Origin of the sequence: Prosthecobacter sp., assembly GCF_044373815.1 — a bacterium.
In the GTDB taxonomy this organism is placed as follows: Bacteria; Verrucomicrobiota; Verrucomicrobiia; order Verrucomicrobiales; family Verrucomicrobiaceae; genus Prosthecobacter.
Map to the genome: position 1 here is coordinate 1 of NZ_JBIPNG010000026.1, position 19,693 is coordinate 19,693.

The window sequence follows — 19,693 nt, forward strand, 5'->3', positions numbered from 1 at the left end:
CTGCGGCAGGTGAGTCTGCCGACAAGGTCGTGCGTACCGCCCTCTGTGTGCAGCCGCGCGATGGCAAGCTCTTCATCTTCATGCCCCCGACCAAGACGCTGGAGGAATACCTCTCCGCCCTCGGTGCTGTGGAGGATGTCGCGCTGGCGCTGGATCAACCCGTCGTCATCGAAGGCTATCCACCCCCCTTTGATCCGCGCCTGCACGTCCTCAAAGTCACCCCTGACCCGGGCGTGATCGAAGTGAACGTGCATCCCGCCAAGAGCTGGGACGAAATGGTCAACATCACCGAATCCCTCTACGAAGAAGCGCGGCTGACCCGCCTCGGCACCGAGAAATTCATGGTCGATGGCCGCCACACCGGCACCGGCGGTGGCAATCACATCGTCATGGGCGCGGAAACGCCCAAGGACAGCCCCTTCCTGCGGCGGCCCGATCTCCTGCGCAGCCTCACCAGCTACTGGCAGAATCATCCGTCGCTCTCGTTCATGTTCGCCGGCATGTTCATCGGCCCCACCAGCCAGAGCCCGCGCATTGACGAAGCGCGCAACGATTCGCTCTACGAACTCGAAGTGGCCTTCAAAGCCGCCTCTGAGGCCGCTGCCAAGGGAGGTCCTGTGGCACCATGGCTCGTGGACCGCTTGTACCGCAACCTCTTCATCGACTCCAGCGGCAACACCCACCGCGCCGAGTTCTGCATCGATAAGCTCTACTCGCCAGACAGCAGCACCGGCCGCCTCGGCCTGCTCGAAATGCGCGGGTTTGAAATGCCGCCGCACCCCCACATGAGCCTCGCTCAGGCGCTCATGCTCCGCACCCTCATCGCCCGCTTCTGGAAAGAGCCCTACGAGGCGCCGCTCGTGCGCTGGGGCACTGACATCCACGACCGCTGGATGCTCCCGCACTTCGCCTGGAGCGACATCGAGGACGTCTGCCATGACACGCAGCAGGCCGGGTTCGAACTGAAACCCGAGTGGTTCGCCCCGCATTACGAGTTCCGCTATCCGCTCAGCGGCGACTGGTGCACTCGCAACGTGAACGTGGAAATCCGCCAGGCGCTGGAGCCCTGGCACGTGCTCGGTGAGGACAACGGTGCCGGCGGTGCCGTGCGCTTCGTCGATTCCTCGCTCGAACGCATCCAAATCAAGGCGCAGGGGCTCGTGGAAGGCCGTTACGCCATCACCTGCAACGGCCGCACCGTGCCGATGCATCCTACCGGCACCAATGGCGAATACGTCGCCGGAGTGCGCTACCGCGCCTGGCAGCCGCCAAACTGCCTGCACCCCACCGTGGGCGTCCACTCACCGCTCACCATTGACCTCGTCGATCAGTGGAATCAGCGCTCCCTCGGTGGCTGCAAATATCATGTCGCCCATCCCGGCGGCCTGAGCCACGAAACCTTCCCGGTGAACGCTTACGAAGCCGAAAGCCGCCGCTACTCCCGTTTCTTCCGCCACGGTCACACGCCCGGAAAGATGAAAGTGGAGCCAGCCAGGCCAAATCCCGAGTTCCCCTTCACTCTGGACCTGCGCAATGGATGAAAGTAAAGAATCGGGATGCACAATGCCTGAACGGTTCCTACTATCGCCAATCGCAAAGCTGTCCTCGCATTGATCTTCCAATCTCAAACCTCCACCGCTGCCGCCGCTCCCGTTCAACAACGGGCGGTGATGTCGCGTTTGGACGGCCCTGACACCCGCGGGCATTACGATGAACTTCGGGATGCCAGCGGCAAAGTGCGGGCGCATTACGAGCCGATCATTGCCGATCTTCAGCGCCGGGACTCGGCCGGCGTCAAACGCCTCGCAGACACCACCCGCCGCCTGCTGGCAGAGCGCGGTGTCACCTTCAACATCTACGACGAAAAAGGCCTCGACACCCCTTGGAAGATGGATCCGGTGCCGTTTGTCATTTCGGCTCGCGAATGGGAGGGCATCGAGAAGGCGCTGATTCAGCGCGCGACCCTGCTGAACGCGATCTTGAACGACAGCTACGGTCCGCAGCAGTTGATCCGTGATGGCAGCATGCCTGCGGCTCTCGTGCTAGGGCAGCCCGCCTATCTGCGCCCCTGTCACGGCATCAAGCTGCCAAACGCCAAGCCTCTGCAGGTGTACGGTGCTGACATCGCCCGCTCGCCCGACGGTCAGTGGTGGGTCATTTCCGACCGCACCCAGATCCCGACCGGTTCCGGCTATGCTTTGGAAAACCGTCTCATCACGTCGCGATTGCTGCCAGACGTGTTTCGTGATGCTCGCGTGCGTCGTCTCGCCGGTTTCTTCCGCCAGATGCAGCAGTCCCTTGCCGCCCTCGCTCCGCGCCCCGTGGAGGAGCCGCGTGTCGTGCTGCTGACCCCCGGGCCGTACAACGAAACCTACTTCGAGCAGGCCTACCTGGCCCGCTACCTCGGCTACACCCTGGTGGAAGGCGAAGACCTCACCGTGCGCGATGACCGTGTCTTCTTAAAGACACTCAACGGCCTCGAACCGGTGGATGTGATTCTGCGTCGGGTGGATGACGATTTCTGCGATCCGCTGGAACTGCGCAACGATTCCATGCTCGGCGTTCCCGGTCTCGTGCGCGCCGTGCGTGCCGGCAATGTGTCCTTGGGAAATGCCCTCGGTTCCGGCCTTGCCGAAGCCCCGGCCATGATGGCCTTCTTGCCGGGCCTGTGTCGCAAGCTGCTAGGCTCAGAACTTCTCATGCCTTCCGTGGCCACCTGGTGGTGCGGACAGGAGCGCCCACGTGGCGAGGTGGAAAAAAATCTCGACCGCCTTGTCATCAAGAGCGCCTTCCGGGTTCGCGGGCGTGAGGCCTGCTTCGGCGGACGCCTCAGCGGTGCCGAACGTGCCTCCCTCGCTGAGCGCATGCGCTTTGCCCCGGATCGCTGGGCCGCTCAGGAAAAGATCGCCTTCTCCACCGCACCCATGTGGGAGGACGGCCACCTCGTGCACAAGCCCGTGAGCGTGCGCGTCTACCTCGTCGCCACCAAGGACGGCTACATGGTCATGCCCGGCGCACTCACGCGCGTCGCCGCCTCCATGGACTCCCCCCTGGTATCCATGCAGAAGGGCGGCACCACCAAAGACACCTGGGTGCTCAGTGAAGGACCGGTGGAAAACGTCACGCTGCTCTCCAGCACCAGCACTCCGGTGGAACTTCGCCGTACGGGGCACAATCTGGGCAGCCGTGTTGCGAATCATCTCTACTGGCTCGGTCGCTACGCCGAACGCGCTGAATCCAGCGCCCGCCTGCTGCGTTCCACCCTGTTGCGCTGCTCTCCGGAAAGCGGCATGAGCGAAACGCCCCTCCTGCTTCCCTTGCTGGAGGCATTGAAGTGTCTCACCGTTCTGGATGATGTGCCGGATGCCGCCTCGCTCGCCTCCCAGCAGGAGCAGCTTGAAGCCCGGCTGCTGGAGGCTGTCTTTGATGCCAATCACCCCACCAGCATTCGTTCCTGCGTGGCTCACATTCAGCGCATCGGCGTGCTGCTTCGGGATCGCATTTCGGTCGATACCTGGCGCGTCATCAGCCAGCTTGGCGATGCGCTCGACGCTTACGACAACACCCCGAGCGTCACACCCATGTCGGACGCGCTGAACGTCCTCACCCGCATCATCCTCGAACTCGCCTCCTTCCATGGCCTTGCCAAGGAAAACATGACGCGTGCCCAGGGCTGGATGTTCCTGGACATGGGCCACCGCATCGAGCGCACCGTGTACATTTGCGAGCTGCTGCGTGCCGGCCTCCGCAGCGCCGACGCAGAAAACCCCAGCTTGCTTGAGGCCATTCTCGAGGTGGGTGACAGCACCATCACCTACCGCAACCGCTACAGCCTACTCCCTCAGCTCGCCGCCGTGTACGATCTGCTCATGCTCGACGAGCAGAATCCCCGTGGCCTGCGCTTCCAGTTTGAGCGCATCCGCCAGCAGTTCGATCATCTGCCCCACGAGCAAAACTCCGCAGTTCTCACGCCGGCAATGCGCGTGTTTTTGGAAAACAGCACCCGCTTGCAGTTGTGTGATCCCACCGAGCTCGCCCGTGTCGAGCCGGGTGCCTGGTCGCAGACCCAGGTGGCCAAGCTCCTCACCCAGCTCATCGAGGCCATGCCGGTCCTCAATGATGCGCTGACCGCAGGTTACTTCGCACACTCCACCATCAGCAGCAGCGATGATGTTCCTGCTGACACACAGTCCACGTGATGAACTACCGCATCACCCATCGCACGACGTATGTCTACAGCTCGCGGGTGGTCGTGTCGCACCACGCCGCGCGTCTGCGCCCGCGCGATACCGAAACGCAGCGCTGCCTGGAGTTCAGCCTCAGCTTTGATCCGGAACCGGATCTGCTCACGGAGCATACCGATTCCTTTGGCAATCTGGTTTCCTGCTTCTCAGTGCAGAAGCTCCACAAGCAATTTGAAGTGATCTCGCGCAGCCTCGTTTCTTTGATGCCGGTGCTGCAGCCCGATCCCCTGCAGACACCGCCTTGGGAAAGCGTTGCCGCGATGTTCCGTGACCCCGTGGCCGTGGATCTGCTGAACCCCTGCCAGTTCGTCTTCGGCAGTCCGCTGCTGATCCATGAGATGCCGCTGCGTGATTTCGCACTGCCCAGTTTCACCAAAGGCCGCCCCGTGCTCGCCGCCACCGCCGATCTCTGCCGCCGCATCTATCGTGAGTTCGTTTTTGATCCAAAGGCCACCACCATCAGCACGCCGCTGAACGAAGTGCTGGAGAAAAAACGCGGCGTCTGCCAGGACTTCGCGCATCTCGCCATTGCCAGCCTCCGCGCCATGGGCCTGCCTGCACGCTACATCAGCGGCTACCTGCGCACGCATCCACCTGCGGGCAAACCACGGCTTCAGGGGGTCGATGCCTCGCATGCCTGGGCCTCCTGCTTTGTGCCCGGATTTGGCTGGGTCGATTTCGACCCCACCAACAACTGCTTCACTTCTCTCGACCACATCACTGTGGCCATCGGTCGTGATTTCTCGGATGTCAGCCCCGTGCGTGGCATCATAACTGGCGGTGGCAGGCACACCGTCGGCGTAGGCGTGGATGTCGAACCGGTGGGAACCTGATCAAGACCCTCCAGCCGATGCCATTTTCAAAGACTTCCAAACTCTGGCACAGGCCCTGCTATATTATATCACCTCATGTCGTCACTGTTTAACGACTACCAACCAGAGGGCTTCTTCGACGAAGTGTTTTCCAAATCCGGGAAGGCACGTCCGCACTACGGAGCCATGCTTGATAGTGTAGGTTCACTCACTCCATCCGAATACTCCGCTCGCCAAAAGGCCGTGGATGCCGCGTTCCTTCGCCAGGGCGTGACGTTCACTGTTTATGGTGACGACCAAGGGACGGAACGAATATTCCCCTTCGATCTCATGCCGCGCATCATACCGCAGCGTGAATGGGAGACCATTGAGGCCGGGCTCATCCAGCGCATCACTGCGCTGAATCTCTTCCTCAACGACATCTACCACGGTCAGAAGATCATCACTGACAAGGCGGTCCCTGCCGAGCTGGTCCTCTCCGCCTCGCATTACCGGCCTGAGTTCCGTGGCATCAAAGTACCGCACGGCATCTACATCCACATCTGCGGCACCGACCTCGTGCGCGATGGCAAAGGCGGCTACTTCGTCCTGGAAGACAACGGCCGCTGCCCTTCCGGTGCCTCCTACATGCTGGAAAATCGCAATGCGATGAAGCGCGCCTTCCCCGGCCTGCTGCAGCAGCTGCCCGTGCGCCCGGTGGATGCCTACGGCTCCATGTTGCGTGAAACACTCGCGCACCTCGCCCCCAGCGGCGTCTTGGATCCTGCGATCGTCGTGCTCACACCCGGCATCTACAACAGCGCCTACTTTGAGCACTGCTACCTCGCCAAACAGATGGGCGTGCCCATCGTCGAAGGCCGTGATCTCATCCTCCGCAATGACCGCGTCTTCATGCGCACCACCAAAGGCCTGGAGCAGGTGCACGTCATCTATCGCCGCATTGACGACGATTTCCTTGACCCCCAGGTCTTCCGCAAAGACTCCCTCCTCGGCGTGCCGGGCATCATCAATGCCTATCGCAAAGGCAACGTCGCCCTCGCCAACTCCATCGGCACCGGTGTCGCCGATGACAAGGCGGTCTACGCCCTCGTGCCGCAGATGATCAAATACTACCTCGATCAGGATCCCATCCTGCCGAACGTACCCACACATCTCGGTGTCGATCCCAAGGAGTGCTCCTACATCCTCGACAACCTTGACAAGCTCGTGGTCAAGGCCGTGAACGAATCCGGCGGCTACGGCATGCTCATGGGTCCCCACGCTTCAAAAAAAGAGCGCTCCGACTTTGCCGAACTCATCAAGAAGAACCCGCGCAACTACATCGCGCAGCCCGTTCTCCAGCTCTCCCGCCATCCTGTCTTTGTGGACGACCACTTCGAAGGCCGTCACATCGACCTGCGCCCCTATGTGCTCTGTGGCGATCGCGTTCGCGTCGTTCCTGGTGGACTCACCCGCGTGGCGCTCAAAAAGGGCTCGCTCGTCGTGAATTCGTCTCAAGGAGGCGGCAGCAAAGACACCTGGGTGCTCTGGGATGACCCCCTCGACATGCCTGCCGAAACCCCACCCGCCGCCTGATCAAACGCCATGCTTAGCCGAGTCGCAGACAGCATTTACTGGATGGCACGCTACGTTGAGCGTGCCGAAAACCTCTCACGCCTCCTCCTTTCCACGCAGGACCTCCTGCTGGATGCCGGAGCCGAAGGCGTCGATGAAGCGCAGTTCTGGCAGCCCCTCCTCGCCACCACCGGCGATGAAGAGGCCTATTCCAAGCTGCATAAAAAAATCAAAGGCAAGGACGTCACCGAATTCCTCGCCGTGCGTTCCGACAATCCCAATTCGATGCTCAACAGCATCCGGGCCGCACGTGAAAACGCGCGCACCGTGCGGGATCAGATCTCCGATGAGATCTGGGAATCTCTGAACTCTCTGCGCCTTTTTGTCGAATCCGCCGAAGGCAAGGCCATGCATCGCAACCAGAGCGCTGCCTTTTACGAGCGCGTGCTCCGTGGTTCCTATCAGTTCCAAGGCATCGCCGATTCCACCACCCCACGCGGTGAGATCTGGCACTTCCTCCGCCTTGGCACTTGCCTGGAGCGTGCGGACAAAATGTCCCGCCTGCTGGACACCTGCTCCGGCCTCTCCTTGGAGCTGCCGCCTCACGCGCAGGCCCGGCCTCTGCGCTGGGCAGCCCTGCTGCGCTCCTGTTCCGCCTGGCATGCCTTCCAGGCCCAGCACCGCCGCCTGGATCCTTCCAGAATCATTGCCTATCTTCTGCTCGACGAAACCTTCCCGCGCTCCATCGCCTGTTGCGTCGCAGAGGCGGAAACCGCCTTGAAGGCTCTCTGTGCGGATGCCGGGCTCAAAGGCATGCCCTTGCCCCTGCGCCATGTCGGCCGTTTGCGCGCTGATCTGGCCTACACCACCGTTGAGGAAGTGCTCGCCACCGGCCTGCATGAATACATCGACGATCTTCAGCTTCGTCTGAATCAGATCGGCGAGGCCATCTTCCAGACCTTCGTACAGCACGCCGAACTCTCGCAACTGACCGACGACGATGCCCCGGTGGAAAGCGTTGCCCCAGGCGCCTACCATGCCCACGCGGACGCAGATCTCCAAGTCCAGCAACAGCAGCAGCAACAACAGTAATAGATCGTTGGCACCTCCTGCTGCTCGCCATGCGATTCCGAGTCTTCCACCGTACCCGCTACGTTTATCGTGCGGCGGTTCGTGACAGCTACAACGAAGTGCGTTTGCGTCCCGCCACGGACGACAAATCACGTCTCGAATTCTTCCTGCTCAACGTCAAGCCACCTGCCCGGCTCCAGCACTTCCGGGACAACTGGCTCAACTACGTTCACTACTTCGACATTCCAGAGCCGCATAACGATCTGATCATCGAGTCGCAGTCGACGATCAACACCACCAATCCCTACAAGGACGGCAAGCCGCTCGGTGTGCGCTTTGAGGCACTCAAAAACGAGACCGACGAAATGGTCTCCCCTTTTCTAGGCACCAGCCGCTACGTGGAAGTCACGCCCGAAGTCTGGCGGCTGGGCATCGACATCCGCAATGACAGCAACGATGTCTTTGAAACCGCCGAGGCGGTGATGCATCACATCTTCCGCGGGTGGACCTACGCCCCCAGCAGCACCACGGCCTCCACGCACATGAACGAGGTTCTGGAAACGAAACAAGGCGTCTGCCAGGACTTCACCCATCTCATGATCGGCATCTGCCGCTCCCTCGGCATTCCGGCCCGTTACATCAGCGGTTATCTCTACAACGGCCCCGACTCCCACCTGCGCGGCGCCCAGGCCTCCCACGCCTGGTGCGAAGTCCACGTTCCCGGCAAAGGCTGGTTCGGCCTGGACCCCACCAACGATACCCTGGCCGACGAACGCCACATCAAAATCGCCACCGGCCGTGATTACCAGGACGCCGCCCCCGTCTCCGGCCACTTCGATGGTCCCCCCGGTGCCACTGCCGCCCTTCAAGTCGAGCTCGAAGTCCGGCGGCTCGATGGCTGACGTCTGCCAGAATCTTCCGTTGTCTTTCCAACCCTGCCCGCTACAATTCTCCCACAGCGGGCCGCGCAACGGGGTTGGAGAACTTCAAAACCGATTCAGGAGCGAGGCTCCCAGAATCAATATTAAGTTTTTATGGGGTTGTTCTCTCTTCCGGTGGTGAAAATAGGGTCTGTGTCGATGGATGGCACGGAACCGGTCCTGATGCTCGGTCCTTGCGTGATCGAGAGCGAAGAATTCATCTGGAGCGTGGCCGAAAAACTCGGTGCCATGGCCCAGCAGTACGGCTGGCGCTGGATTTTCAAAGCCTCCTACGACAAGGCCAACCGCAGCGCCATTTCGTCCTACCGCGGTCTTGGCTGCGAGGCCGGTTGCAAACTGCTGGCCCAGATCGGCGCGAAACTCGGCGTCCCAGTGACCACCGACGTCCACAGCGTCGAGGAAGTCAAACAAGCCGCCGAACACATCGACCTCCTGCAAATCCCCGCCTTTCTCTGCCGCCAGACAGATCTGATTGTCGCAGCCGGTGAATCCGGTCGCGCTGTGAATGTTAAAAAGGGCCAGTTCCTCGCTCCGTGGGACGTTCGTAATATCGGTGACAAGCTGGTCAGTGCCGGCTGTCAGAATTTCATGTTCACCGAGCGCGGCACCACCTTTGGCTACAACAATCTCGTGGCGGACATGCGCTCCCTCTACTGGATGCGCGAACTCGGCTACCGTGTCGTTATGGATGCCACCCACAGCGTGCAGCGTCCCGGCGGTCTCGGCACCGCCACCGGTGGTGATGGCAAGCTGGCCCCCGTCCTCGCCCGCGCCGCAGTCGCCACAGGATGCGACGGCGTGTTCATGGAAACGCACCCGGATCCAGCCAACGCCTTTTCAGACGGCCCTAATCAAATCCCACTTTCGCAGATCGCGGAAGTGGTGGAAACCTTGCGGAAGATTCATGGCCTTGTTCGTGACATCACTTGAGCTGCTCTACCACCGCAGACTCGCGGTCTCCATCACGCTCGGCGTGCTGGCGGGCCTCGTCATGTTCGCCACCGCCCAGCAGCCGGCGCCGGCAGACTCCGGCATCAGCGCTTTTCTACAGATGGTCCCGCCTGGAGCCGTGAACAAGGGCGCGTTCATCCCGTCCTTCGACTCCACCGGCCGTCGCACCTCGCTCATCACCGCAGACATGCTGCGCAGGGTGGATGACGAACGCATCTACGCGGAAAACCTCGTGGTTCAGATGTTCAATGCCGATCCGAAAAACGACGTCCGCATCGACCTCAAGACCGCCTTTTATCAGATGGCCGGCAGTGGTGGCGTCCTGCGCAGCACGGAGCGCAGCCACGTCAGCAGTCCCACCTTCGACATTGAAGGTGACAGCCTCATCTTTGACACCGCAAAAAATCAGGGACGCATGACAGGAAACATCCACATGGTCATCTTTGACAGCAGCACTCTCAGCGGCGAGGTAACACCCGCTGAATCACGCCCCACCAAGTGATATGAAGACGTCGTCCATACTGTACATTGCCCTGCTGGTCAGCAGCGTTGGCGCGTTGGCTCAAGGCCCCGGCGGCACTCGCCCGCTCTTTGATTTCCGCAAAAAGAAGGTGGATGAAGACACCAAGACCAAGGCGATTGATGCGGCCAAGGATGCCGTCAAACAGGTGCCCGATGCCGTGAAGGACAAGGCCAAGGAACTGCTACTTTCACCCGACAGCGCTGAAATGCGCCAGAAGGCGCTGCAGGCTGCCCAGTCGATGATCCAGGGCACGGCTCCCAGCCCTGCAGGGACGACGCCCCCCGCCGCCGCAGACACCCCCCCAGCTCCGGCACCAGTTCCCATGGTGGCTGTCGTTGAAGCTCCTCCCCCGCCGCCCCCCACGGGCCCGCAGCCAAAACCTTTGCAGCCCTTGAATCTGGATGAGGCCCCAAAGGCCACCAAAGGTCAGATCGACATCACCGCTCAAAAAAGTGCGTTCTTTGATGCCAACAACAATTATGGCATCTATACTGGCGATGTGAAGGCGCGTCATCCTCAGATGTACATCGAGTGCGAGGAATTGGAACTCTTCATGGCCAAGCAGGGCGGCAGCGTCCTCGCTCCCAAGCCCAAAAAAACCGGCCCTGCGGCCAAAGATGCGGACATTCTCGCCGCTCCCAAAAAAGCCGCCAACACCGCTCCTCCCATCGACAAAGCCGATGCCCGCGGCCCCATGGTCACCATCGAGAAAATTTCAGAGGATGGCGAACTTCAGATCGGCCACTGCAAGCATCTCATCTACGACGGCAAAACCGAGCAGACCACCCTCCTCGAATGGCCGCAGGTGCAGGCTGGCAATCAGTTGCATAAAGCCACTGAAGCAGGCTGCATCATGATCATCGACAAGACTGGCAAGCTGACCACCACCGGTGGCCATGAAACCATCATCCTTCAGGGGGATGAAGTGACGCCCCGTAGGAATGGTTCGAATTCGCCCGCACCCGCACCGCAGTGAACATGGCTCCGCGAAAGAAAAGAATGAAGGATGCTGGTGGCCGGGAATCCCTGCCCTCCTCGGAACCTGCAGAATCCTGGCAGACCGCGCCTGATGCGGGTACGCCAAGGCCCATCGTTCCGGATAGCAACACCCTCCTGCACACCGAAGGACTGAAAAAAGTCTATGACGGTCGCGCAGTGGTCAATGGGGTCGACATCGAAGTCAAAAGCGGCGAGATCGTCGGCCTGCTCGGCCCCAACGGTGCCGGCAAGACCACCACCTTCTACATGATCGTCGGTCTCGTGCAGCCAAACGGCGGCAAGGTCATGTTTGATGGCAAAGACACCACCAATCAGCCGATGTACATGCGCTCCCGGCTCGGCATGGGCTACCTGCCGCAGGAGGAGTCCATCTTCCGCCGCCTCACCGTGCGTGAAAACATCATGGGCGTCATGGAGACTCAGCCCTACTCTCGTCAGGAGCGTGAGGAGCAGACCCAGTCCCTGATGGAAAAGTTCGGCATCGACCATGTGGCGGACAATCTCGCCATCACCCTCAGCGGCGGCGAAAAACGCCGCCTCACCATCGCCCGCTCCCTCGTCACCTCGCCCAAGCTGCTCATGCTCGATGAGCCCTTCAGCGGCGTTGACCCCATCGCCGTCAGCGAAATTCAGGAGATCATCCGCATGCTCCGCGCCGCCGGCCTCGCCATTCTCATCACCGACCACAACGTCCGTGAGACCCTCAACATCGTGGACCGCGCCTACCTCATCTTTGAGGGCAAAGTGCGCCGCCACGGCAGCAAAGACTTTCTCGTCAATGACGACGAAGCCCGTCGCCTCTATCTCGGCGAAGGGTTCACCATGTAATTTTTATCCAACCAAAAAAGGAGAACCACCATGCAAAAACACAACGTCAACCTCCCCATCATCGTCACCGCACGACACATGGAAGTCACCGATGCGATCCGCGAATACGCCCATAAGAAGATCGAAGGACTCCACCTTGACTATCCCCGCATCATTGAGGCCAAGGTCGTGCTCGACGTTCAGACCCATCACCGACACTTCGCGGAAATCATCCTTTTCTGCGCCGATCACATCGTCATTGAAGTGAAGTCCGTCACCGAAGACATCTATGCTTCGATCGACGAAAGCGCCGCCAAGATCGCCCGGCGCATGCGCAAGTACAAGACCCGCCTGCTCAAAAACCACCGCCCGCGCAAGGAAGTCTCCATCCGCCACATCGAGGAGCAGGTCTTCCACCAGGAAGTGCTGCACACCGAAGAAGAGCATGTTGAGCCAGCCTATGTGCACAAGGAGAAGTATAAAATCCGTCCTCTCTATGCTGACGAAGCCATGATGGATCTCGAAATCAGCGATCGTCCTTTCGTGATCTTCCACAATCAGAAGACCCACAAGCTCGCCCTCCTGTTCCGCCGCAAAGACGGCGACTACGGCCTCATCGAGCCGGAAATGGAAGCCGCTGCCAAATAAGGCGGAAGCAGTCCTTTAACCCACCCTCGGAGCGGCCTGAATTCAGGCCGCTTCTTTTTTGTGGCTCGCCAGATACTGGCGGCAATTTTCCTCGCCCATGTACTTGGCCAGCAGACGTGCGTCGGTCTCGGTGAAATCGACCATGATCAGACCGTCCACCACAGACGAGAAATCCTTGTCCACGTTGAAGCTCAGCAGCGTCGCGTTCAGCTTCAGGTAGTGCTTCAGCAGAATCGGGATGCCCTTGCCGTCCGTCTCCAGGCTCGAGATCAGCGCAGAGCAGTCGTCCACGTTCTGCAGATCCGCGCTGATGAACTCACGCATCATGCGGCGGGTGCGCATGTAGCGGAAGGGATTGCGCGCCTTCACAAAACTCGAGAGGTGCGGATGCATCCGGTTGTCCTGCAAAAACTCCACGATCATCTTCCGCGACAGGCTGCTGTAGTCCTTGCTGATGCTCACCGGACCAAACAGCTTTTTGTAATGCGGATTGCGCGCGATCCAGTGCGCGATGCCCTTCCACAGCAGCGGCAGGGAGGCCAGATTGCGCTGGTAGGCCTTGATGATGAAGCTGCGCCCCATCTCCACCGCATGTTCCAGATTGGCCAGGAACGGCTTCTCAAACCGGAACAGCGTGCTGGTGTACAGACCTTTGGAACCATACTCGCGCAGAATGATGTCAGCACGCCCCAGCCGGTAGGCACCCGCCACACATTCCTTCTCCTCATCCCACAGAATGAGGTGTTCGTAGTAGCGGTCGTACTTGTCGATGTCGATGTCGTTGCCGCTGCCCTCGCCGACTTCTCGGAAAGTGATCTCGCGCAGTCGCCCGATCTCCGGCAGCAGCGCCGGGATCTCATGCGAGTGTGCCTGATAGACCGACAAACCGCCCTGCCCGACCAAACGGCCGCCACGGGCGCGGATGCGGTCGATCTCCTCCACCATGTGTTCCTGCTGAGTTTCAGACGGTGGAGTGATCGTGATGTTTTCACCCGTCACCGTCAGCTTGGCAGTCTCTTCCTTGCCACGTTGGTGTAGCACAAACGTGTGGATGCGCAGGTAGCGCGTGAGGGATTCATCATCCTCAAATTTCTTCAGGCGCGAGAAGGGGATGGGCTGTCCCACGTTCATCTGCACCGGCGTGTTGGCGCGGTTGCAAAACTCACGCAGCAGCAGGCCCGTGCGCAGGCGCGGGTGTATCATTCCGGCGGCATGAAACAAGGCGCTGTTGGAGCCGGGGAAATACACCGGCAGCACGGTCGCCTGGGTGCGGCGTACCAGCGATCCCACATGGTTGCTCCAGGCCGGTTCATCGACGCCGCGCCCGGGTTTGTAAGAGGCCACTTCGCCAGCCGGGAAAATGATCAGCGCGCCACCGCCGCGGAGCAGCCGTATCGCCTCCTTCATCGGCGCCAGGTTGCGCTTCGCGGCACCTTCTCCGCCAAAGGGGTCCACCGGAATCACATGATCTGCCAGCTCCTTCATGGCCAGCAGCAGGGAATTCGTCATCACCTTCAGATCCGGCCGGAACTGCCCTGCCCAGCGGGCCAGCATCACGGGATCAATGACCCCAAACGGATGATTGGCCACGATGATCAGCGGCCCCTGTTTCGGGAACTCAAACTCAGCCGGCAGATCCACTTCTTCCTGCAGGCTGAGCGAATGCGCCACGGAATCAAACCACGCGAAGGCATTCGGGTGTTGCGGGTGCAGCTTGAACAGCCGCGCAGACTCCTCGTAGCATTCATTGAAACCGCGCAGCCCCAGCGCCTTTTCCAAGGTAGGGCCGACCAGGCGGTAGATCCGTCGCTGAAATGGGGTTTTGAGATGCTCGCTAAGATCGATAACCATGAGAACGGTCCACCCATCCTCTCGAATGCGCTTCAATCAAGCTCCATCCGCGTTTCGATTTTGCCATTCTTAAAAATGAAAGTGTCAGTTCAGCGCACTCTGAATCTGCTTCATCCAGTACTCCGCACGGGCCGCAAAAGTCAGCTCATCCCTTTGATACAGAACGCCTCGCGACACATTCACCAGCAGCGGGGCCTTTCTTCCGCTGCCCTTTAGGGCACTCAGATCGCCCCCTTGCGCGCCCAGCCCCGGAATCAGCAGCGGCACGTCGGGGATGTGATCCAGCACATTCGGGGCGGCATTCGTCAGGCCCACCACCAGCCCCGCTTGCGGGTGCCCGGCGGTCATGGCGGTCACCAGTTCATACACCTGGCGGTCGCCGGTCGGCTGAAGTTCAATGTCCTTCGCGCCCGGATTCGAGGTCACCCCCAGCAGGTACAGCCCCTTGTCCGTGTATTTCAAAAACGGCTCCAGCGTGTCGCGGCCCATGTAGGCGTTCAGCGTCACCGCATCCACGTTCATCGCCTCAAAACACGCCTTCGCGTAATACCCCTGCGTCTCGCCGATGTCCCCGCGCTTCACATCCAGCACCACCGGGATCTCCTTCGGGATCTCCTTCAAAATCTCCTCCAGCATCTTCATCCCGCGCCAGCCCAGCGCCTCAAAGTAGGCCGAGTTCGGCTTGAAAGCCGCCGCATACGGCGCCGTCTGCTCGATCACGTCCAGAATCCACCGCTTCGTCGATTCCTCCGCGTTTTCCGCCCGCACATCCAGCCCCACACACAGATTGGACCCAGTCTTGGCGATGCGTTGATTCAGTTTGTCGAGAAAAGTCATGCCAAATGGCTTGGCACAGCCTGAGGCTTCGAGCAAGGGCCTTGGTAAACGATCACTCCGGCCAAAGCGGGCGGCTTGACGAACTCAAGCCTGAGGTTTCGCCATTCAAAACTAAATTCCCTCAAAGGTTCTGACTTTGAAACGAACGTTTCCATTGTGGCGGCTGAAATCTAACTTCTTCATGAAGTTGAGCAGTAAAACTTCTCGTTCCAGCCCTGGGTAATCCGAGGGCCCCTGCCACTTGTTCGCCGCTTGCAACATGGCCAGCAAATGAGCCAGCTTCTGTTCCAGTCCGGCCTCATCCGGGACGAGATTCCGCAAGCGATGCAGGCTCCTCAGCAGCAGCAGCGGTCCAGCTAGGAAGGCCTGGCTCAGCACATAAGCCAGTCCCGTCATCTTGGCTCCGCGGTGATCGCCTGCCGTTTCTGCGCCTCCGCCAAAATCATGATAAAAGGCTGACTCCGAGTAGCTTTGGAATCCCTGCCCACTTTCCCACGTGCACCAGCCGCTGAAGCTGATGCAGGCCAGCGCCAAGAGGGCTGTCCAAGGAGCGGCCCTCGTGGACAAGGCGCATGCGTCTAGAACCATCTCGGCTCCGTGCTCGAAGAAAAGCCACGCCAGCACATAACACACCACGCTGCCCGCCAGACCGAATACCGCCAACACGACCTGGCTGCGGTTGAATGCTGAAATCATGACCGGCACCCTATAAGACAGTGGCAAATCTCATCCAGAAAAAATTTGTATCGGGCCACCCTGCCGCCATTCTGCCACCTTTCCCGATGAGCAACACCGCCGCCAGCAAGCCCCTCGTGGGCATCATCATGGGCTCCAGTTCCGACTGGCCCACCCTCCAAAATGCCGCCCAGGTGCTCACCGACTTCGGCATCCCCTTTGAAAAGAAAGTCGTCAGCGCCCACCGTACGCCCCAGCTCCTTTACGATTACGCCACCACCGCCTCCGAGCGCGGCCTCAAGTGCATCATCGCCGGTGCCGGCGGCGCCGCCCACCTCCCAGGCATGACCGCCAGCATGACCACCATCCCGGTCCTCGGCGTCCCCGTGCAAAGCCGCGCCCTCAGCGGCGTGGACAGCCTCTACTCCATCGTCCAGATGCCCGGCGGCATCCCCGTCGCCACCTTTGCCATTGGCAATGCCGGAGCCCTGAACGCCGGACTCTTCGCCGTCTCCATGCTCGCGAATGACAATCCCGAGCTCGTCGAAAAACTGAAAACCTTCCGCGAGCGCCAGACGCAAAAAGTGCTCGAAAGCCAGAAGGAACTCGAAGTCGAACCCAAGGCATGAAGTTCCCGCCCCCTTCGACCATCGGCGTCCTCGGCGGCGGCCAGCTCGGCCGCATGCTCGCCCTGGAGGCCCGCCGCGCCGGTCATCGCATCGCCATCTTCACCGACGAGCCCCAGGGCTGCCCCGCCGGACAATTCGCCGACATCGAAATCAACGCCGCCTACGATGACACCGCCGCCCTGAATAACTTCCTGCAGCAGGTCGATGTCGTCACCGCCGAATTCGAAAACATCCCCGGCACTTGCCTCGCCGCCGTTGAGGCCGTGAAGCCCCTGCGCCCCGGAGCCAAAGCCCTCATCACCACCCAGCATCGCGAGCGCGAAAAAAACTTCCTGCGCGATCAAGGCATCGCCTGTGCCCCCTTCCGGGTGATAGACGACCTCGCCGGACTCGAAGCCGCCGTCGCCGAGCTCGGCCGCCCCTGCGTCATCAAGACCGCCGCCTTCGGTTACGATGGCAAAGGCCAGTGCAAGGTCACCGCCGAGACCAATCTCGCCGAAGCCTGGAGCGGCTTCACCGGCCAGCGCGCCGTCGTCGAGCAATGGGTCACCTTCGTCTGCGAAGTCTCCGTCGTTGGTGCCCGTGGCATCGATGGCTCCATGGCCACCCACGGCTGCGTCGAAAACCAGCACACCCACCACATTCTCGACGTCACCATCGCACCCGCCCGCGTCGATCCGCAGATCACCGAGCAAGCCATCGCCCTCTGGCAAGCCGTCGCCGAAGGCCTCGACTATGTCGGCACCATGGCCGTCGAAATGTTCGTGACGAGCGATGGCAAAGTCATCGTTAACGAGATCGCCCCCCGCCCCCACAACAGCGGCCACTACACCATCGACGCCTGCCGCACCAATCAGTTCCAGCAGCAGCAGCGCGCCATCTGCGGCCTCCCCCTTGGCGATGCCACCCAGCACACCCCCGCCGTGATGATCAATCTCCTCGGCGACGTCTGGCCCGCCCCGCTGGTGCACCCCGACTGGTCCCCCGTCCTCAATCACCCCCGCGCCAAGCTCCACCTCTACGGCAAACGCGAAGCCCGCTCCCGCCGCAAAATGGGCCACTTCACCGTCCTCGGTGATACCATCGATCAAGCCCTGGCCGACGCCCTCGCGATCCGTAAAGCACTGGGAATCGGGTCGGACTAATCCGGCCACTGACATGAGCGTCCGATTAACGGCCGCCGGGAGCGCGGCATTCCAATGCCGCTCAGGGCTCTGACATTAGTGTTAGATGAGTGGTTTAAAATTCCGGTAGTGCTGCCCTCACGTGCGCAATCACCTCGGGAAAAAACGCCTCAAAGTCCTCCCGAAACCCTTCATACTGCGCCTCCAGCACCGCCACTGACGCCGCCAGATCAAACGGAAACCGCAGTCTCCGCGACATCCGCCTCAGCGTCGTCTCGATCCCCTCCAAAGTCGCATAGGAGCACAGCCAGTCTCCCGCCCGCATGTGCTCCAGCACCGCGCACGCCTCCGCCGGAATGTGCTCCTGCACCTGCTGCACCGAGTCATAAAAACCGTGCACAAATTCTCCCAGCGGTTCCTTGCTATGCACATTCCAGCCCGCCGCCAGGAAGTGATCATAGAACACATCCGTCAGCACCCCGCCATAGCGCCGGAACGGTTTCTCAAACCTCCGCACACTCCGCCTCACCAGCGGATGCGCGTCCGTGAACGCATCAATCGCCCGATGCCGCGCAATCCCCCGCTGAAACCCCTCCGGCAGCCCCACCATCTCCGCCGGCCTCAACCAGTCAGGCAGCAAATTCCCCACCCGAAACGCCGCCTCCGGCTCCGACAGGTAAAGATGGGCCAGCCAGTTCATGGAAACAAAGTGCCCGGGTTCCTCCAAAAATCGAGTCCTGCCGCAATCACACCTTCACCCACGTCTTCTTCTCACTGCTCTCCAAGATCGCCTCGCAGAGTTTGATCTCGTGGTGGCCGTCTTCGGCGGTGGCGAAGAGGACGGGGGTCTGTTTGCCGCTGGCGATGTGCTCGTAAATGGCACGGTAGTGCATTTTGTGGCCATCGCTGAAACCTTCGGCGTGGCCGGGGGGGTAGTCGGTGTAGTTGGCGACGTCTTCGAGGAATCCGGGTGTGCCGCGTTGCAGGATTTGGTTCGGTTCATCGCGGCGGCCCAGCGTGATTTCGTTCGGCTGCTGCAGGTCCCAGCGCACGCTGCCCTTGGTGCCGTAGATGCCGAAGCTCAGGCTGCATTTCCAACCGGCGGCCACCTGCGAGATGCTTGCATTGGCATGCACGCCATCTGCAAAACCGTGCTTCGCCTTGCCAAATTTCAGCAGCACACTGCCAAAATCCTCGGTGTCCACCGGGTAGTCCACCATCTTCTTTGGGTCCACCTTGGCAAAGGTCTTCACCTCGCCCTTCGGGCGCTTGCGGGTTTTGTAGAAGGTCTCGATGTGCGCAAAGACGCTCTGCGTTTTGGCACCGAGCACGAAGCCCACGGCGTCGATCCAATGGGTGCCCACATCGCCCACGGCGCGCAGTTTGCCGCCTTCGCTGGAAAGGATGCGCCAGTTGTAGTCGGTTTCATGCAGCAGCCAGTCCTGGAAGAAGTGGCCCTGGACGTGGATGATCTTCCCGAGGTCACCTCGTGCTACCATGGCGCGCATCTGGAGGATGGCGGGGAAGAAGCGGCACATGTAGTTCACTGCGAAAACCGGGCCCTTCTTGCCGCCCTTGCGCACGGCATCCACCACGAGCTGCGTGTCTTTCGTCGTCATGCCCAGGGGCTTTTCGCAGATGACGTGCTTGCCCATCTCCAGCGCATGCAGGCACTGCTCCACATGCACCTTGTTCGGTGAGGTGATGTGCACCACGTCGATGTTCGGGCTGGTGTACATCGCCTCGTAATCGTAATCGCCGTAGATTTCCGGGATGCCCCACAGATTGCCCACCTGGCGCGCGCTTTTGGTGGAGCCGCAGATGCCGTTCACAGTCACGCCGAGACGTTTAAGTGCTTCAATATGAACAGGTCCGATGAAGCCGGTGCCGATCACGCCGGCGCGAAGTTGATGAAGGGGTGTCATGCGGGTGCAGTGAAGCGCGAGGAGGGGCTTGGTCAATGCAGCAAAGTACTCGCTGCATGATTTGGTGGATCATGCTGTATGATTTGGTGGATCACGCTGCGT

The 19,693-nt window shown here is 60.7% G+C and carries 18 protein-coding genes; 13 read left to right on the forward strand and 5 right to left on the reverse strand.

Features of this window, described 5'->3' with window-relative positions:
* The 11 genes from ACIREA_RS03895 to hpf form a co-directional block, all read left to right on the forward strand.
* Window positions 1-1,541, forward strand: a 1,541-nt coding sequence (locus ACIREA_RS03895; protein WP_397380747.1) for a transglutaminase family protein, incomplete at its 5' end; no start/stop codon positions are given.
* Between the two features lie 129 nt (window positions 1,542-1,670).
* A complete protein-coding gene (locus tag ACIREA_RS03900; RefSeq protein WP_397380749.1) occupies window positions 1,671-4,199 on the forward strand; it encodes a circularly permuted type 2 ATP-grasp protein in 2,529 nt (842 codons plus the stop codon).
* Window positions 4,199-5,077 (forward strand): transglutaminase N-terminal domain-containing protein, encoded by an 879-nt coding sequence (locus tag ACIREA_RS03905; RefSeq protein WP_397380751.1) that lies wholly within the window; start codon window positions 4,199-4,201, stop codon window positions 5,075-5,077. Before ACIREA_RS03900 ends, ACIREA_RS03905 begins: the two co-directional genes overlap by 1 nt.
* 75 nt (window positions 5,078-5,152) lie before the next feature.
* Entirely contained in the window at window positions 5,153-6,631 is a 1,479-nt protein-coding gene (locus ACIREA_RS03910; protein ID WP_397380753.1) for a circularly permuted type 2 ATP-grasp protein, read from the forward strand.
* A 9-nt stretch (window positions 6,632-6,640) separates the two neighbouring features.
* Window positions 6,641-7,702: an alpha-E domain-containing protein gene (locus tag ACIREA_RS03915; protein WP_397380755.1), complete on the forward strand. Its 1,062-nt coding sequence runs from the start codon at window positions 6,641-6,643 to the stop codon at window positions 7,700-7,702.
* A 29-nt stretch (window positions 7,703-7,731) separates the two neighbouring features.
* Entirely contained in the window at window positions 7,732-8,583 is an 852-nt protein-coding gene (locus tag ACIREA_RS03920) for a transglutaminase domain-containing protein (protein WP_397380757.1), read from the forward strand.
* A 132-nt stretch (window positions 8,584-8,715) separates the two neighbouring features.
* The gene (gene kdsA, locus ACIREA_RS03925) at window positions 8,716-9,552 is read left to right on the forward strand and encodes a 3-deoxy-8-phosphooctulonate synthase (RefSeq protein WP_397380759.1); all 837 of its coding nucleotides are present in this window, start codon (window positions 8,716-8,718) and stop codon (window positions 9,550-9,552) included.
* Window positions 9,539-10,075 (forward strand): hypothetical protein, encoded by a 537-nt coding sequence (locus ACIREA_RS03930; protein ID WP_397380761.1) that lies wholly within the window; start codon window positions 9,539-9,541, stop codon window positions 10,073-10,075. Before kdsA ends, ACIREA_RS03930 begins: the two co-directional genes overlap by 14 nt.
* 1 nt (window position 10,076) lies before the next feature.
* The gene (locus ACIREA_RS03935) at window positions 10,077-11,072 is read left to right on the forward strand and encodes an LptA/OstA family protein (protein ID WP_397380763.1); all 996 of its coding nucleotides are present in this window, start codon (window positions 10,077-10,079) and stop codon (window positions 11,070-11,072) included.
* Window positions 11,073-11,074: 2 nt separating this feature from the next.
* Window positions 11,075-11,923 carry an LPS export ABC transporter ATP-binding protein gene (gene lptB / locus ACIREA_RS03940; RefSeq protein ID WP_397380765.1) on the forward strand — a complete coding sequence of 283 codons (849 nt, stop codon included), beginning with the start codon at window positions 11,075-11,077 and terminating at the stop codon, window positions 11,921-11,923.
* Window positions 11,924-11,953: 30 nt separating this feature from the next.
* A complete protein-coding gene (gene hpf / locus ACIREA_RS03945) occupies window positions 11,954-12,550 on the forward strand; it encodes a ribosome hibernation-promoting factor, HPF/YfiA family (protein ID WP_397380767.1) in 597 nt (198 codons plus the stop codon).
* 42 nt (window positions 12,551-12,592) lie between these two features.
* Here hpf and ACIREA_RS03950 read toward each other — a convergent pair whose 3' ends face one another.
* From ACIREA_RS03950 to ACIREA_RS03960, 3 genes are all read right to left on the reverse strand, one after another.
* Complete coding sequence (locus ACIREA_RS03950) at window positions 12,593-14,401, reverse strand: lysophospholipid acyltransferase family protein (RefSeq protein WP_397380769.1); 1,809 nt, start codon at window positions 14,399-14,401, stop codon at window positions 12,593-12,595.
* Window positions 14,402-14,485: 84 nt separating this feature from the next.
* Window positions 14,486-15,238: an orotidine-5'-phosphate decarboxylase gene (gene pyrF, locus ACIREA_RS03955; protein ID WP_397380771.1), complete on the reverse strand. Its 753-nt coding sequence runs from the start codon at window positions 15,236-15,238 to the stop codon at window positions 14,486-14,488.
* Between the two features lie 111 nt (window positions 15,239-15,349).
* Window positions 15,350-15,934 carry a hypothetical protein gene (locus tag ACIREA_RS03960; protein ID WP_397380773.1) on the reverse strand — a complete coding sequence of 195 codons (585 nt, stop codon included), beginning with the start codon at window positions 15,932-15,934 and terminating at the stop codon, window positions 15,350-15,352.
* Between the two features lie 86 nt (window positions 15,935-16,020).
* Here ACIREA_RS03960 and purE point away from each other — a divergent pair, with 86 nt between their 5' ends.
* Both purE and ACIREA_RS03970 read left to right on the forward strand, forming a co-directional pair.
* Window positions 16,021-16,542: a 5-(carboxyamino)imidazole ribonucleotide mutase gene (purE, locus tag ACIREA_RS03965; protein WP_397380775.1), complete on the forward strand. Its 522-nt coding sequence runs from the start codon at window positions 16,021-16,023 to the stop codon at window positions 16,540-16,542.
* Complete coding sequence (locus ACIREA_RS03970) at window positions 16,539-17,687, forward strand: 5-(carboxyamino)imidazole ribonucleotide synthase (protein WP_397380777.1); 1,149 nt, start codon at window positions 16,539-16,541, stop codon at window positions 17,685-17,687. The genes purE and ACIREA_RS03970 overlap by 4 nt, the downstream gene beginning before the upstream one ends.
* Before the next feature lie 94 nt (window positions 17,688-17,781).
* On the opposite strand, the gene ACIREA_RS03975 is transcribed toward ACIREA_RS03970, so the two are convergent.
* Together ACIREA_RS03975 and ACIREA_RS03980 are read right to left on the reverse strand one after the other, a co-directional pair.
* Complete coding sequence (locus ACIREA_RS03975) at window positions 17,782-18,366, reverse strand: ACP phosphodiesterase (protein WP_397380779.1); 585 nt, start codon at window positions 18,364-18,366, stop codon at window positions 17,782-17,784.
* Window positions 18,367-18,412: 46 nt separating this feature from the next.
* On the reverse strand, window positions 18,413-19,591 hold the full coding sequence (locus ACIREA_RS03980; RefSeq protein WP_294401551.1) for a Gfo/Idh/MocA family protein: 1,179 nt from the start codon (window positions 19,589-19,591) through the stop codon (window positions 18,413-18,415).
* Window positions 19,592-19,693: the final 102 nt, after the last annotated feature.